At 64.7% G+C, this 13,237-nt stretch carries 14 protein-coding genes; 5 read left to right on the forward strand and 9 right to left on the reverse strand.

The window, feature by feature from the left end; genetic code table 11:
• The first annotated feature begins 64 nt into the window (after nt 1–64).
• Nucleotides 65–391: a putative heavy metal-binding protein gene (locus tag I6E04_RS06815; protein ID WP_235422444.1), complete on the forward strand. Its 327-nt coding sequence runs from the start codon at nt 65–67 to the stop codon at nt 389–391.
• Nucleotides 392–456: 65 nt separating this feature from the next.
• Here the strand turns inward: I6E04_RS06815 and I6E04_RS06820 are convergent, their stop codons facing one another.
• The 4 genes from I6E04_RS06820 to I6E04_RS06835 all read right to left on the reverse strand — a co-directional run bounded on the left by I6E04_RS06820 (nt 457) and on the right by I6E04_RS06835 (nt 4,357).
• Complete coding sequence (locus I6E04_RS06820; RefSeq protein WP_235422445.1) at nt 457–2,349, reverse strand: Tat pathway signal sequence; 1,893 nt, start codon at nt 2,347–2,349, stop codon at nt 457–459.
• Between the two features lie 153 nt (nt 2,350–2,502).
• Complete coding sequence (locus I6E04_RS06825) at nt 2,503–3,687, reverse strand: aldo/keto reductase (protein WP_235422446.1); 1,185 nt, start codon at nt 3,685–3,687, stop codon at nt 2,503–2,505.
• 90 nt (nt 3,688–3,777) lie between these two features.
• Nucleotides 3,778–3,999 (reverse strand): hypothetical protein, encoded by a 222-nt coding sequence (locus I6E04_RS06830; RefSeq protein ID WP_235422447.1) that lies wholly within the window; start codon nt 3,997–3,999, stop codon nt 3,778–3,780.
• Nucleotides 4,000–4,189: 190 nt separating this feature from the next.
• A complete protein-coding gene (locus I6E04_RS06835) occupies nt 4,190–4,357 on the reverse strand; it encodes a hypothetical protein (protein ID WP_235422448.1) in 168 nt (55 codons plus the stop codon).
• A 116-nt stretch (nt 4,358–4,473) separates the two neighbouring features.
• On the opposite strand from I6E04_RS06835, the gene I6E04_RS06840 reads away from it, so the two are divergent.
• The 3 genes from I6E04_RS06840 to I6E04_RS06850 all read left to right on the forward strand — a co-directional run bounded on the left by I6E04_RS06840 (nt 4,474) and on the right by I6E04_RS06850 (nt 5,960).
• A complete protein-coding gene (locus I6E04_RS06840) occupies nt 4,474–4,896 on the forward strand; it encodes an acylphosphatase (protein WP_235422449.1) in 423 nt (140 codons plus the stop codon).
• Between the two features lie 41 nt (nt 4,897–4,937).
• On the forward strand, nt 4,938–5,426 hold the full coding sequence (rnhA, locus tag I6E04_RS06845) for a ribonuclease HI (protein WP_235422450.1): 489 nt from the start codon (nt 4,938–4,940) through the stop codon (nt 5,424–5,426).
• Between the two features lie 135 nt (nt 5,427–5,561).
• Complete coding sequence (locus I6E04_RS06850) at nt 5,562–5,960, forward strand: Fur family transcriptional regulator (RefSeq protein ID WP_235422451.1); 399 nt, start codon at nt 5,562–5,564, stop codon at nt 5,958–5,960.
• Nucleotides 5,961–6,016: 56 nt separating this feature from the next.
• Here I6E04_RS06850 and I6E04_RS06855 read toward each other — a convergent pair whose 3' ends face one another.
• The 5 genes from I6E04_RS06855 to I6E04_RS06875 form a co-directional block, all read right to left on the reverse strand.
• A complete protein-coding gene (locus tag I6E04_RS06855) occupies nt 6,017–6,508 on the reverse strand; it encodes a hypothetical protein (protein ID WP_235422452.1) in 492 nt (163 codons plus the stop codon).
• A gap of 83 nt (nt 6,509–6,591) precedes the next feature.
• Entirely contained in the window at nt 6,592–7,041 is a 450-nt protein-coding gene (locus tag I6E04_RS06860; RefSeq protein ID WP_235422453.1) for a MarR family winged helix-turn-helix transcriptional regulator, read from the reverse strand.
• Between the two features lie 141 nt (nt 7,042–7,182).
• A complete protein-coding gene (locus I6E04_RS06865) occupies nt 7,183–7,911 on the reverse strand; it encodes a B3/B4 domain-containing protein (protein WP_235422454.1) in 729 nt (242 codons plus the stop codon).
• A 153-nt stretch (nt 7,912–8,064) separates the two neighbouring features.
• The gene (pckA, locus tag I6E04_RS06870) at nt 8,065–9,654 is read right to left on the reverse strand and encodes a phosphoenolpyruvate carboxykinase (ATP) (RefSeq protein ID WP_235422455.1); all 1,590 of its coding nucleotides are present in this window, start codon (nt 9,652–9,654) and stop codon (nt 8,065–8,067) included.
• Between the two features lie 304 nt (nt 9,655–9,958).
• Complete coding sequence (locus I6E04_RS06875) at nt 9,959–11,509, reverse strand: L-lactate permease (protein ID WP_235422456.1); 1,551 nt, start codon at nt 11,507–11,509, stop codon at nt 9,959–9,961.
• A 202-nt stretch (nt 11,510–11,711) separates the two neighbouring features.
• On the opposite strand from I6E04_RS06875, the gene I6E04_RS06880 reads away from it, so the two are divergent.
• On the forward strand, nt 11,712–13,202 hold the full coding sequence (locus tag I6E04_RS06880) for a lipopolysaccharide biosynthesis protein (protein ID WP_235422457.1): 1,491 nt from the start codon (nt 11,712–11,714) through the stop codon (nt 13,200–13,202).
• Nucleotides 13,203–13,237: the final 35 nt, after the last annotated feature.

Raw genomic sequence — 13,237 nt, forward strand, 5'->3', positions numbered from 1 at the left:
CATGAGGGCAAGGCGGCAGGTATGCCGTCTTATAGGTACGCATTACGACCGAACGGAGCCGCACATGATCATCACGACCACACCGTCCGTCGACGGCTATCGCATCAGCGGGTACTATGGCATCGTCTTCGGCGAGGTCATCACCGGTATCGACTTCATCAAGGATATCGGCGCCAGCCTGCGCAACTTCGTCGGTGGGCGCAGCAAGGGATATGAGGATGAGCTTATCGAGGCGCGCCGCGAGGCCCTCGCCGAGCTCGAGCAGCGGGCATCCGAGCTGGGCGCGCACGCCGTGGTGGGCGTCGACATGGACTACGAGGTCCTCGGCCAGGGCGGCATGCTCATGGTGACCGCCAGCGGCACCGCCGTCACGCTCGAGGCGATCCGCTGACGGAACCGGCCGGGGCATCGCGGATTCCTGCCGATGAGCCCCGGTCGACAAGCGCATGGCACGCCCTATTCCAGCGACATGACGGTGAAGACCGTCTCGGAAGCACCGGTTTCGGGCGTCTCCTCCCCGCCATCGGGTGTCTCCCCCTCCATATAGCTGAAGGCGATCTCATCGCCCACGCGATAGCGTACGATGCCGAGCAGATCGGGCAAGGCGAAATCGTAAATGGCAGCGGAATCCTCGAGCGTCACGTAAAAGTGGGAATCCCCCTCGACCACCGCCTGCGCGATCGTCGCGATCTTGCCCGAGACCTGTCGCTGCGCACCAGATGCGACCGCCTCCTCGTCAGACAGCGTCCCGTCGGCCGCCAGCATGGCAAGATAGCTGTCCTGGCACCCCGCGACCGTCGAACCGGTAGCCACGTTCTGATAATGCTCGACGTTGATCATGGCGAACATCTTGACGAGGCCGGCATCGTCCTTCATGGACATGAAGTAGGTCGGTTGACCGGCGACGTTAAGCAGCAACGGGAAGGTCGCCTGATAGCGAAGGTTCTGCAGCTCGCCCTCCGCGCTCGCCATCGCCGAATCCTCCGTAGCACCTGCCACGGGATAGAAGTGCGACTCACCCGTACGCTGATTCACGAGGATGAACCCGATACTCGAGCTGTCGGCCGTCACGCTGGAGACACCGGAATACAGATAGATATCCTCACCTTGGGCGAGATAGTTGTATCCGAGCTCGCCATCGGTTCCCTTGGTCGTACGCACCACATCACGTTGCCCCAGCCATGAATTGAGCCAGCCGTTCGCATAGGCACCGCTCCAGTTGTACTGCTCGATGATCAGATCGCTCGGATAGGCACGGTCGACCCACGTGGGCACATCCTCGACCGCATAGTCGAGCGTCTCGCCGGTGCAGGCGTTCACGAGCACGACGCGCTGGATCGTCGTGCCCTCGAACAGGCCGATCGTACGCCGCTGCACCGGAAATACCCACCAGGGCGTGCCGTCCTCATCGAGCTCGAAGGACTTCTGATCGAACATGTACGTCGGATACGTCAGCTGCACATAACGGTCGATATTGCGCGCCAGCGGCTCCGATTCGCTGTACTTGATGGGCTGATCGAGTCGAACGACCTCGGCTTCCTGCGTGACCATGTCGACCAGCACGTACGCAGGGATACCGGCATCGCGATTGGAGAACCACTTGAACAGATCGGCATAGGTGAGCGGGCTCACACGGACGGGTCGCCCATGGTAGTTGATCTGGCTGTAGGCATCCGAAATCTCGAACTGGCTCACGTATTCGGGGATGGACCCCATCGCGCGGTCGCCGAGCAGGATCGCCGAAGCGCGATCGATGACGGGCACCTCGGAGTAATCGACCTCCTCGATATCCTCCGCGAACACGCCGTCGGTCGTGGTGAGCACCGTGGCGTAGCGCTCGGCGTTGCCCGGAATGATCGGCATGCCCGCCACAACGCCCACGATGAAGGCGACGATGACGGCGGCGGGAAGCAGGGTCAGACGTTTGAAAAGCCGGGCGCGATGGGCGAAGCGCAACGAAGCGATCCACAGCGCGCAGGCCACGATGGCGGCGATCATGATGAGCCAGCTCCAAACCTGGGGGCTGTGCAGATTGAGCGCCGGATGGAACCACCAGTAGCATGCCGCGAGCGCCAGCAGGAGCACGACGGCGGCGATAATGAGCGCACGACGGCTCCATCGAACGATCCGATCGATTAGATCGTTGCCGGACCGTGGGGCACGCGAGGCGTGCTTGCCCGACGCACCACGACCGGAAGCACGCGATGCCCCCGCTTCACCGGCATCGCCATCCGCATCTCCGACCACGGCGTCGACCGGAATGGCATCACGCTCCCCCTCGTCGGGATCGGGCACCGGCACGCCCATCATTCGAAGCATCCTGAACAGATCGTCGCGGTCACCCGACATGGTGGCTCCTATCCACATGAGATCCGAACCGTTCGGGTGCGGATCGAGCATTTGACATGTGCTTCATGATACCCGACGGAGATCCCGCCTTACAGGAATGGAAAGGAATGTCCCACGCACGGCGGATCCCATCCGTCACGCACCGCATCCCATCTAGCGAGGACGGATCAGTTTGAGCACGGTGTTGACGGGACCGGGCTGGAACCTACGGCGGACATCGGCCATGCGCGCCGGGATGTCGATATGCTGCGGGCAATGGCGAGCGCAGGCCCCGCACGACACGCAGTTGCTCGCCAAGCGCGGCGATGACGTTCGCACCGCGCTCGCCGTGAAGTACTGCTGCATGCCGGCGAACCACCCATGGGCGAAACTCGCGTTGTACGCCGCGAAGCACCCGGGGATGTTGATGCCGTGCGGACAGGGCATGCAGTAGTTGCAACCCGTGCACGGCACGCGATTCGCCCGCTCGAACAGCTCGACCACACGACCGATCGTCGCGAGCTGCGCCTCGGTCATCGTGTCCGGAAGGGCGCGCTCGGCAACCGCCGCGTTCGCGTCGACCATCGCGGGCGAGGTCATGCCGGACAGCAGCATGGTCACCTCGGGATGGTTCCACACCCAGCTCAAGCCCCAATCGGCGGGCGTCTGCAGCCCACCCTCCCCCGCCTGCGCGAGCAGGCGCGCCGCAGGCGCCGGCAGCTTGTCGGCAAGACGGCCACCCAGCAACGGCTCCATGACGAACACCGCCATGCCGCGCGCCGCGGCCGCATGCAGACCGACCGTACCCGCCTGGTAGCGCTCGTTGGCGTAGTTGTACTGGATCTGGCAGAAATCCCAATCGTAGGCGTCGAGCAGCACGGGAAAGTCGTCCGTGCTGCCGTGGAACGAAAAGCCGATGCTCCGGATCGCACCGCATGCCTTCTTGCGCGCGATCCAGTCCTCGATCCCCAGCTCGCGCACACGCTCCCATTGCGCCGGGCTCGTGATGTTGTGCAGCAGGTAGTAGTCGATATGGTCCGTGCGCAGCCGACGCAGCTGCTCGGAGAAGAAGCGATCGAAGTCCTCGGTGCGCTTGCAGGACGCATGGGGCAGTTTGGTCGCCACGAAAACCCGATCGCGCAAGCCGTCACGCGCAAGCGCGGTGCCGACCGCGACCTCGTTGCCCGGATACAGATAGGCGGTGTCCAGATAGTTGATGCCCCGCTCGATCGCCCGCTCGATGATGTCCCGCGTGGTGCGTGGGTCGGGTTTGCCGATCGCGAACCCGGGGATGCGCATGCAGCCCAGACCGAGCGCCGAGATGCGGTTGCCTGATTTCGGGTCTATACGGTACTGCATGGAAGCTCCTGGACACACGGGGACACCGAACCCCATTGTAGCGTTACCGCGCACGGGCGCACGGGCACGGGCGCACCGGCACGCCGGGCACTACGCCACGGCATCCTTGATCTTGGCGATCAGGTCCTTTTTGGACGAGGCGACCACGAGCCTGCCGTCGATGCGCGCGAACACCCGCTCAGCCTTGTCCGACTTCTTGACGCAGGCGTGGACGCAGCCTTCCTTCCAAGCGTCTTTGGGAAGGATGCCCTTGAGATCCTTGGATTTGATACCCGAGCACTTCTTGCAGAACTTGACGACCGGCTTGCCCATGGTCTCCCCTTCTCGGTTCTAATTGCTACCGAAATTGTTACATATGTCTAACCGATCGGACCTCGTGTACCGACCCACCACGCACATTCCATAAGGCGGGGTGGACAAGGACGGAGACGGACGGAGCCGCCACGCGAGGACATCCGAGACATGGCGGGCGAAGTGCCCCGCCCGCTGCGCCGCGCACCGCTCAGTGGCGCTCGCGATACCAACGGACGAACACGGCGATCGCCAACGCGACGAACACCACCGGCAGCAGCCTGAGCGCACCGACGAGCACGGTGCCCACAAACGACAGCGCAATCGAGATAACCGCAGCGATGACCAGCAGGATCGCCAGATACACCAAGAACTCCACGACGCATTCCCCCAACGTTCGATCTCGTATGCAAGCATTATGCCCGAAAGCTCGAACCCGGCGCCCCACAATCGGGTATACAACCTTCAAGGCGAACACGGGAGGAGCACGGGCGTATGGGATTGTTCGACCGATTCAGGGCATCGACGCCGCACGACGGCGAGCCGACGATGCGCAGCCCGCTTGAGGAATCGCTTATCAAGCGGCTGCAGACCATGCTGTCCGACGGGCGCGGGGCGGCACCGATCCGCCTCCACATGCGCTTTACCGGCATGGTCCAAGGCGTGGGCTTTCGCTGGACCAATCGCGGATTCGCACGCGAGGAGCATCTCACCGGCTGGGTCATGAACCGCTCCGACGGGTCGGTGGAGATGGAGATCCAGGGCACGCCGGCACAGCTCATCGGCCATCTCGATAAGCTGCACGCGTATTACCGCCGCTACGGCAACCGCATCTGGCTCGACGAGGAGCACGAACTCGAACCCCGCGACGACGAGGAGAGCTTCGACGCGCGCTACGAACCCGGCGTCATCATATAATAGGGCGCGCACTACACGGCACGCTCGAAAGGACCTGCGATTTGAACGTCACCATCTACACCGATGGCTCCGCGCGCGGCAACCCCGGCCCGGGCGGATACGGCGCCGTGCTGCGCTACACCGCGCCCTCGGGGAAGGAGCACGTCCTCGAGCTCTCGCGCGGCTACGAGCGCACCACCAACAACCGCATGGAGCTCATGGCGGTCATCGCCGCGCTCGAGGTCCTCAACCGGCCCTGCACCGTCGAGCTGCACTCCGATTCCCAATACGTGGTCAACGCGTTCAACAAGCATTGGATCGAGGGGTGGATCAAACGCGGGTGGAAGACGGCGGGCAAAAAGCCGGTCAAGAACCCGGACCTCTGGAAACGCCTGCTCGAAGCAAAACAGGCCCACGACGTCACCTTCGTCTGGGTCAAGGGCCATGCCGGCAACACGTTCAACGAGCGCTGCGACCAGCTCGCCACCTCGGCCGCCGACAACGGCCCGCTCTACCCCGACGAGGGCTTTCGCGAGGGTGACGCGGACTGACGCGGTACCCGCCGGACACTGACATCGCGCTCGCCCCCCCGTGGCCTTTATGGAGACGGATTCCGCGCGCTTGATTCCCCGATGCGCTTTTGGTGAAATGCTGTTAGTAACCGTTCACGATAAGGGAGGCGCGTCATGCCGGTTCAGCGCAGGAACACCAAACAGCGAACCCTCGTCCTCGACGCGGTCCGCAACCGTTGCGACCATCCGACCGCCGAGGAGATCTACCTCGACGTGCGCTCCCGCGACGACAAGATCAGCCGCGCCACGGTCTACCGTAACCTGCGCCTGCTCGAGCAAACGCATGCCATCACCTGCGTCAAGGCGCCCGGCGGCGACCGGTTCGACCTTCGTCTCGACGCGCACTGCCACGTGGTCTGCACCGAGTGCGGCGCCGTCATCGACGCGACGGTGCCCTACGACGCCGAGGCGGACGCATCGGTCGCGCAGGCGACGGGTTACGCCATCGCGTCGCATAGCACGATCTTCGAGGGACTCTGCCCCGCGTGCCAAGCCGAAGCGCACGCGAAGTAGATGAAAAACGCGCGCCGCCAGAAGCGCTCCTTCCCGCGGCGCGCCTGTTTCCCACCCTAAGCGGCGTCGTCGAACAACGGCTGGATCAGCCGCTTGTACGTCTCGTCGAGCTCGCGCAGCGCCCGATCCGACGCCTTCCAAGCATACGTGCCGTCGATGAGGACGTAATTCTCGAACAAGCCGAGCCGTACCACGTTGATATCGACCCGTTTACCATCGCGCAGCGTCAAACGGAACATCTTGGGGAAGCCACCGGTAAAATCGGGCACCTCGTCGATCGACATCCGGGCTCCCTGGGGCTCGAGACCCATCGCGGCATCGACCACGGTATCGAAGTCGTCGCCGGTCAGCTGCTGGATATACTCTTGATACTCCTCGTCGTACAGATACACGTCCGCGCGCACAACCTGGGAGAAATCAGGGAATCCCGACTCGATGGCAAGGTGGCGCCCATATGCCCTGACCGCGAAAACCGCAGCGACTGCCACGAGCGCGACCGCGGCAAGAACCATACCGACCGTCCGCTTGGAACCGTGCGTCTTCGCCATGCCGATCACCTCATATGCGGATGGGATTTTGCAACGAGACTAGCAAAAAACGATACGGGTGAAGGGCGCCCACGCGAACGGCATCAGTCGCGCGAGATGTCCTTGAGCTTGTCGTAGATGAGGTTGAGCGAGCGGTACATCTGGACGCGCTGGATATCGCCCAGCTCCTCGCCGATGTCATTGACGACCGCGCGGATGATCTCGTTGGCCTCGGCGGTCACGCTGCGGCCCCGCTCGGTAAGGCGCACCGGAGCCCGATAGCGCGACCCGGTCCCCTGCTCCTCGTCGACCTCGACGAACCCCTCCTCCTCGAGGTGGGCGATCGTACGTGATACCGCCGCTCGCGTCACATCGGCCTCGCGGGCGAGTTCGGAGCCGGTCAGACCCTCGTCATGCTGACCCAAGTAGTACAGGCACATGATATCGGAACCCTTGAGGCCGAGCTTCGCCGCCTCCACCGCCTTGATGCGCTGGATCTCCTTCGAGATGAGCGTGATGAGCCCGACGAAATCCTCGAAACGCGACGCCTCCATATCGCCTCCCCGCACGTGCCGATGTTGATAGGTTAACAATTATCAGTATGCCGCAGCCCCGCGGCATGTCAACCGACGGGGCCGCCATCCATGCAACACATCCATCATCCGCACGACGTTGCGAGCGCAGGTGGAGGGATATTACGGTTCGATCACGACCTCGCGCACCGGTCCGCACAACAGCTGCTTGGCCTCGATCGTGGCACCAAGATAGCGCTCCACGAGCTCCGCCAGCTCATCGATGGCCTCGACGCACTGCTCGATCCGCTCCGGCTCCACGCACTCGATGATCAGAAACGCGTTGCGCGAGTCATCGCGAAGCGCCGTGCGCACGCCGTCGCGCCAGTTCCAGCATCGGCACACCGCGCCCGCATCGTCCAGGTAGCACAGCTCGCCGGGAAGCGTCGAATCCTCGCTCTCGTCGGAACCGAGCGGCAGGAAGGCGTCGCCGCCCTCCGTGACGGTCAGGCGCAGGTCGCCCTGGAAGGTGTCGATGTCCTCGCCGCCGACCGGCAGCGCGTACGTGAGCGAGATGGTGTTGTAGATGTCCACCGCGGGCGTGATGGTGCCCACCGGCTTGCCCTTGAGCACGCGCTTGAGCAGGTTCTCGATCGAGCAGCGCGCACCCTTCTTCGTCTTGAACCTGCGATACGCCTCGCGCCACGCCTTCACCGGCGCGTTCTCGGAGATCGTGTCGCTCGTCAGATGACGCTCGGCCATCATGTTGGCGCGGACGAGCAGGCGCTCGATCTCGGCCTTGTCCTCGTCGGACACCTCGTCGGCGGTCTTCATGCCGCGCGCGACGACGACGCCGATCGCGGCATCGGGGAACAGCTCCCAAAACGAATCCTCGGTCACGAACTTCTTCATGTCGGTGCCTCCTTATGCGAAAGCGCCCACTGCCGGCCACCTTCCAAGTCCTACGGTGCCGGCGCGTGGGCGCTTGCGCGTCGTCCGCATCCGGAGACGCGGACTCTATCTATCGGTACCCTATCCTACCATCGGATAGGGCGGTCGCTCAACCTAACGGCGAGCCTTGGCGAGGTCCTCCAACTGCACGCCCGGATAGCGCTTGTTGAAGTTGTCGCGGAACTTCTGTGCCAGGTCGGCGGCGCAGCGATCGTACTCCTCGCCATCGGCCCACGTGGAGCGCGGGGTGAGCAGGTCGGTCGGGACGCCGGGGCACGCCAGCGGCACGTCGACGTCGAACACGTCGTCGTGACGATAGCCGGCCACGTCGAGCTCACCGGTCTGGGCGGCCTTGACGAGCGCGCGGGTGTGGAACAGCGCGATGCGGTGACCCACGCCGTAGGGACCGCCGGTCCAGCCGGTGTTGACCAGATAGACGCGCGTGTTGTTCTGCGCGATCTTCTCTCCCAGCAGGTAGGCGTAGGTCATGTGGTCGAGCGGCATGAACGGCTCGCCGAACAGCGCGGAGAACGTGGGCTGCGGCTCCTTGACGCCCAGCTCGGTGCCGGCGACCTTGGCGGTGTAGCCGGTGAGGAAGTGGAACATCGCCTGCTCGCGGGAGAGCTTGGAGATCGGGGGCAGCACACCGTAGGCGTCGGCGGTCAGGAACAGCACGACGCTCGGGATCTCGCCGGTGCCGGACTCGACCACGCGCTCGATGTGCTCGAGCGGATAGGCGGCGCGGCCGTTCTCGGTGATGGAGCTGTCGGAGTAGATGGCGGCGCGGGTGCGGCGGTCGAGCTTGACGTTCTCGGACACGCTGCCGAAGCGGATGGCGTCGAAGATGTCCGGCTCGCGCTCACGCGTGAGGTCGATGGTCTTGGCGTAGCAGCCGCCCTCGATGTTGAAGACGCCGCGCGGGCTCCAGCCGTGCTCGTCGTCGCCGATCAGCAGGCGGTCGGGGTCGGCGGACAGCGTGGTCTTGCCGGTGCCGGACAGGCCGAACAGGATGCAGGTCTTGCCGGTGGCGGGATCGACGTTGGCGGAGCAGTGCATGGGCAGCACGCCGTCCTCGATGGGAAGCAGGTAGTTCATCATCGTGAAGACGGCCTTCTTGATCTCGCCGCAATAGCCGGTGCCGGCGACGACGATCTTCTTCTTGTTCATGTCGAGGATGACGGCGGCGGGCTCGACACCGTCACGGTCGCGCGAGCACACGTAGGACGGCGCGGCGAAGACCAGGATGTCGGGGCGGCCGAAGACCTCGAGCTCGTCGGCCGTGGGGCGCACGAGCATGTTCTGGATGAACAGGGCCTGATGGGCGCGCTCGCACACGACCATGACCTTGCGCGCGTACTGACGGTCGGCGCCCGCGTAGCCGCGGATGACGAACAGGTGACGGCGCTGGGACATATAGCGCGTGACGTTCTTGCGGACGCGCTTGTAGGTCTTCTCGTCGATGGGCTTGTTGGTGGAGCTGTTCCAGTTGATGTTCTTCTCGGCGTCGCCGGTATCGACGATGTAGCGGTTCTCGGGAGAGCGGCCGGTGAAGGCGCCCGTGCTCACGGACAGCGAACCGGTCGAGGTGAGGTAACCCTCGTGGTGGGAGATGGCGTGCTCGATGAGCTTGGCGGGACTCCAGTCAACGTGCACGCGGTCGATATCGCAGTCGATACCCGACTCCAGAAGGATAGTCTCGATCATAGACAGCACCCTTTCCTACGCTGGCGCGCAGCACGCGGCGGCACGCCCCGATTGATACCGCAGATTCCGGACGTACGTCGCAAATATGGAGAAATGGCGACGCACCTCATTGATAATAGCCGCTTCGACTGCACCTCGTATACCAAAATCGGGGCAAAAAACAGTGAAAGGACCTCACCAAGGCGTGCACGGCGCACCTTGACAAGACGTGCGATCCGTGCTTTGCGCGGGCGCACGGCGGCGTCTTTCGACCACATGTCCACGGAGAAGGCCTGCGCGCCGACGCGCTCACGCAGGCGCGCCGTTACGCGAATGCGAAGGCGATCGCCGACATGGCGAGCAGGAACCCGAGCACGTAGGGCAACACGGCGCGCAGCAGCTCGGCGTCCTTGCCCACCACGCGCACGGAAGCGAGACCGATGGCGAGCGTCTGGGGCGACAGCATCTTGCCCGCCGCCACGCCGAGCTCGTTCAGGGCGACCATCCAATACGGATCGGCGCCGAGGGCCTCGGCCGCCTGACTCTGGATAAGACCGAACAGCATCGCCGAACTCGTGCCGGAGCCCGTGACGAAGGCGCCGACCATGCCGATCCAAGGCGCCACGAGCGGATAGAGCGATCCGGTCACGGCGATGCAGAACGAGGAGATGGACGAGATCATGCCCGCGTAGCCCATGACCTTGGAGCATCCGAGCACGGCGAGCATGGTGACGACCGTCGGCATCATCTGGCGCACGGTGGCGGCAAACACCCGACCCATCTGCGCCGCGCCCGCGCCCTGGATACGCCCGCCGACGAGCGCCGCGATAAGGATCCACACACCGGGCGTGTTCACCCAGGCAAACGACAGCGAGCCGGGGTCGTCACCCGTATACAGCGTGACCGTCGAGGAGAAGCGCGCGAGCCACGCGTTGACGGGCGGGACGAGCTTCGAGGAGCCCATGAGCAGGATGAAGATCAAGATGAACGTCGACCAGGCGACCAGCGCGCCCCGCGGGTCGACGGGCTCGCCCGCCTCGGTCGCCAGATGGAAGCGCGCATCGAGGCCGCCGGCGCGCTCGACGCGCATGCTGACGAGAGCCGTCAGCGCGAGCGAGCAGATGCTGCCCACCACGACGGAGAGCTCGGGACCCACGAACGCCGCCACGACGGCCGTGGGCACGACGAACGATACTCCGGAGACCAGAGCGACCAAGCCGACGCCGGACAGGCGCGTGCGCACCGGGACGTTTTGGGAATCGCCCACCCCTGCGACGAGCACGATCAGAAACGGCGCGGCCATGAAGAACGGGGCGAGCTGAAGCACCTCGACGAACGCAAGGCGCGCCGGATCGAGCCCCACGAGGCCCGCCAGCGACACCGTGGGGATGCCGATGGAACCGAAGGGCGTGGGCACGCCGTTGGCGAGCAGGCACATGAGCACTGCCGCCAGCGGGCGGTAGCCCAAGCCTGCGAGCATGCCGGCAGGGATGGCGACCGCGGTCCCGAAGCCCGCCATGCCTTCCATGAAGCCGCCGAAACACCAGGCGACCAGCAGCGCGAGGATCCGTCGGTCGCTCGAGATGGAGCAGATCATACGGCTGATGACACCCATGGCGCCCGTGCTCACGCACAGGTTGTACGCGAAGACCGCGGCGATGATGACGAGCACGATCGGCCACAGCGCCATGCAGAAGCCCTCGAGGCTCGCCGTGGCGACCTCGCGCGCCGGCAGATGCCACACGAACAGGGCCAGGACGCACGCGATGGCGAACGAGCCGATGGCGGCCTTCCAGGCCGGAAACCTGAATACGAGCAAGACGACGACCAGCCACAGGATGGGAACGAGCGCCAACACGAACGCGAGCGGATCCATAGGACCCCTCCTATCGGATATCGAAACGAGGAAAATCGGAATGGAAAATTATTTTCCTCCCCTGTGGGAGCATACCGCGATACGGCGTCGAGAGCACCGCGAACCCCATGGATTACCGGCATGTTTCGTTGTTCCTTCGGCGAATGGCCCGGCCGTGCTACCCTCGTATAGGTCAACTCGATCCGCAGCATCCAGGAGGCACATGGCGCTCTCACCGCTCGACAAGATACGCGTTCGCAAGGAAGCACGCGACGCTGCGCGAGCCGTGGGCAGGCCGCGGTACCGTCAGGCCCCCGAGGGCTCCGTTCCTGTCGGCACAGCTCGGCGCGCGCCCTCGTCCGCGCGCACGCCCGGCCCGGTCGCCCGCCTGGTCAATCGTTGGTGGACCCGACTGCTCCAGGCGGTGTACGCCGGCTCGCTCTCCGAGCAGGAGGCGCGCTACGAGGAGGGCAGCGCCGGGCGCGACTATCTCTGGAACACGCTCGGCACGGCGATCTGGGGATGCTCCTTCCCCGTCCTGACCGTCATCGCCACCCAGCTCGCCGGCGCCGAGGGCGCGGGCATGTTCTCCATGGCCTTCGTGGTGGGCACCCTGCTCATGATCGCGGCGAACTTCGGCGTGCGCAACTACCAGGTATCCGATATCGACGAGGCGAGCTCGTTCTCCTCCTATCAGGCGCACCGCTGGATGACCGGCATCCTGGCGCTCGTCGCGGGCGTGCTCTACTGCAGCCTACGCTCCTACGATGCCTCGATGACGACCATCTGCCTGGGCGTCTTCGTGTACAAGATCGTCGACGGTATCGCCGACGTGTACGAGGGCAGGCTCCAACAGGCAGACAAACTCTATCTAGCCGGCATCAGCCAGGCGCTGCGCTCCGTCGCGGTCATCGTCGCCTTCGCCGCGTTGCTGTTCGTCACGCGCAGCCTCGAGGTCGCCGCGATCGGCATGGGTGTCATCGCCGTGGCGTCGCTCGTTCTCGTGAGCATCCCGCTCACGCTGTTCGAGACCGACAAGAGCCGACGTATGGACACACGCGAGGTGATGCGGCTGTTCCGACAGGGCACGCCGCTGTTCGCCGCCCTGTTCGTGTTCAACCTCATCGAGAGCATGCCGAAGTTCGCCATGGAGGGCACCTTGCCCTACGAGAACCAGCTGTACTTCAACGCGCTGTACTTCCCCGCCCAAGGCATCCTGCTGACCATAGGTTTCATCTACAAGCCCCAGCTCGTGCGCCTGGCGGGCATCTGGGCCAACCCCCGCAAGCGTGCGCGGTTCGACCTCGTGGTCGCGGCGGTCATGGCCGTCATCGTCGTGCTGTCGCTGGCGGTGGGCGTCCTCATGGGCACGGTCGGCATCCCGTTCATGAGCTTCATGTACGGCCTCGATTTCGAGCAGTTCCGCCCGCTGTCGTATCTGATAGTCGCGGCGGGCGGCGTCACGGCGGCGATCGACTTCCTCTACGCCATCGTCACCGTGTTGCGCCGGCAGGGCGACGTCATGCGCCTCTACCTCATCTCGTTCGCGGCGGCGATCGTGTTGCCGTGGGCGCTCGTCAACCTGTTCGGGCTCACCGGCGCGGTGGTGAGCTATCTCGTGGTCATGACGCTGCTGCTCGGCTTGCTGATCTGGCAGTACACCCTGATCCGCCGGCAGATCGCCCGCGACCGCGATCCCTTCGCGACGATGTGAGACGGGGCCGGATATCACATCCGGCCCCGTCTCAC

The sequence above is a fragment of the Collinsella tanakaei genome, assembly GCF_021531055.1.
Classification (GTDB): domain Bacteria; phylum Actinomycetota; class Coriobacteriia; order Coriobacteriales; family Coriobacteriaceae; genus Collinsella; species Collinsella tanakaei_B.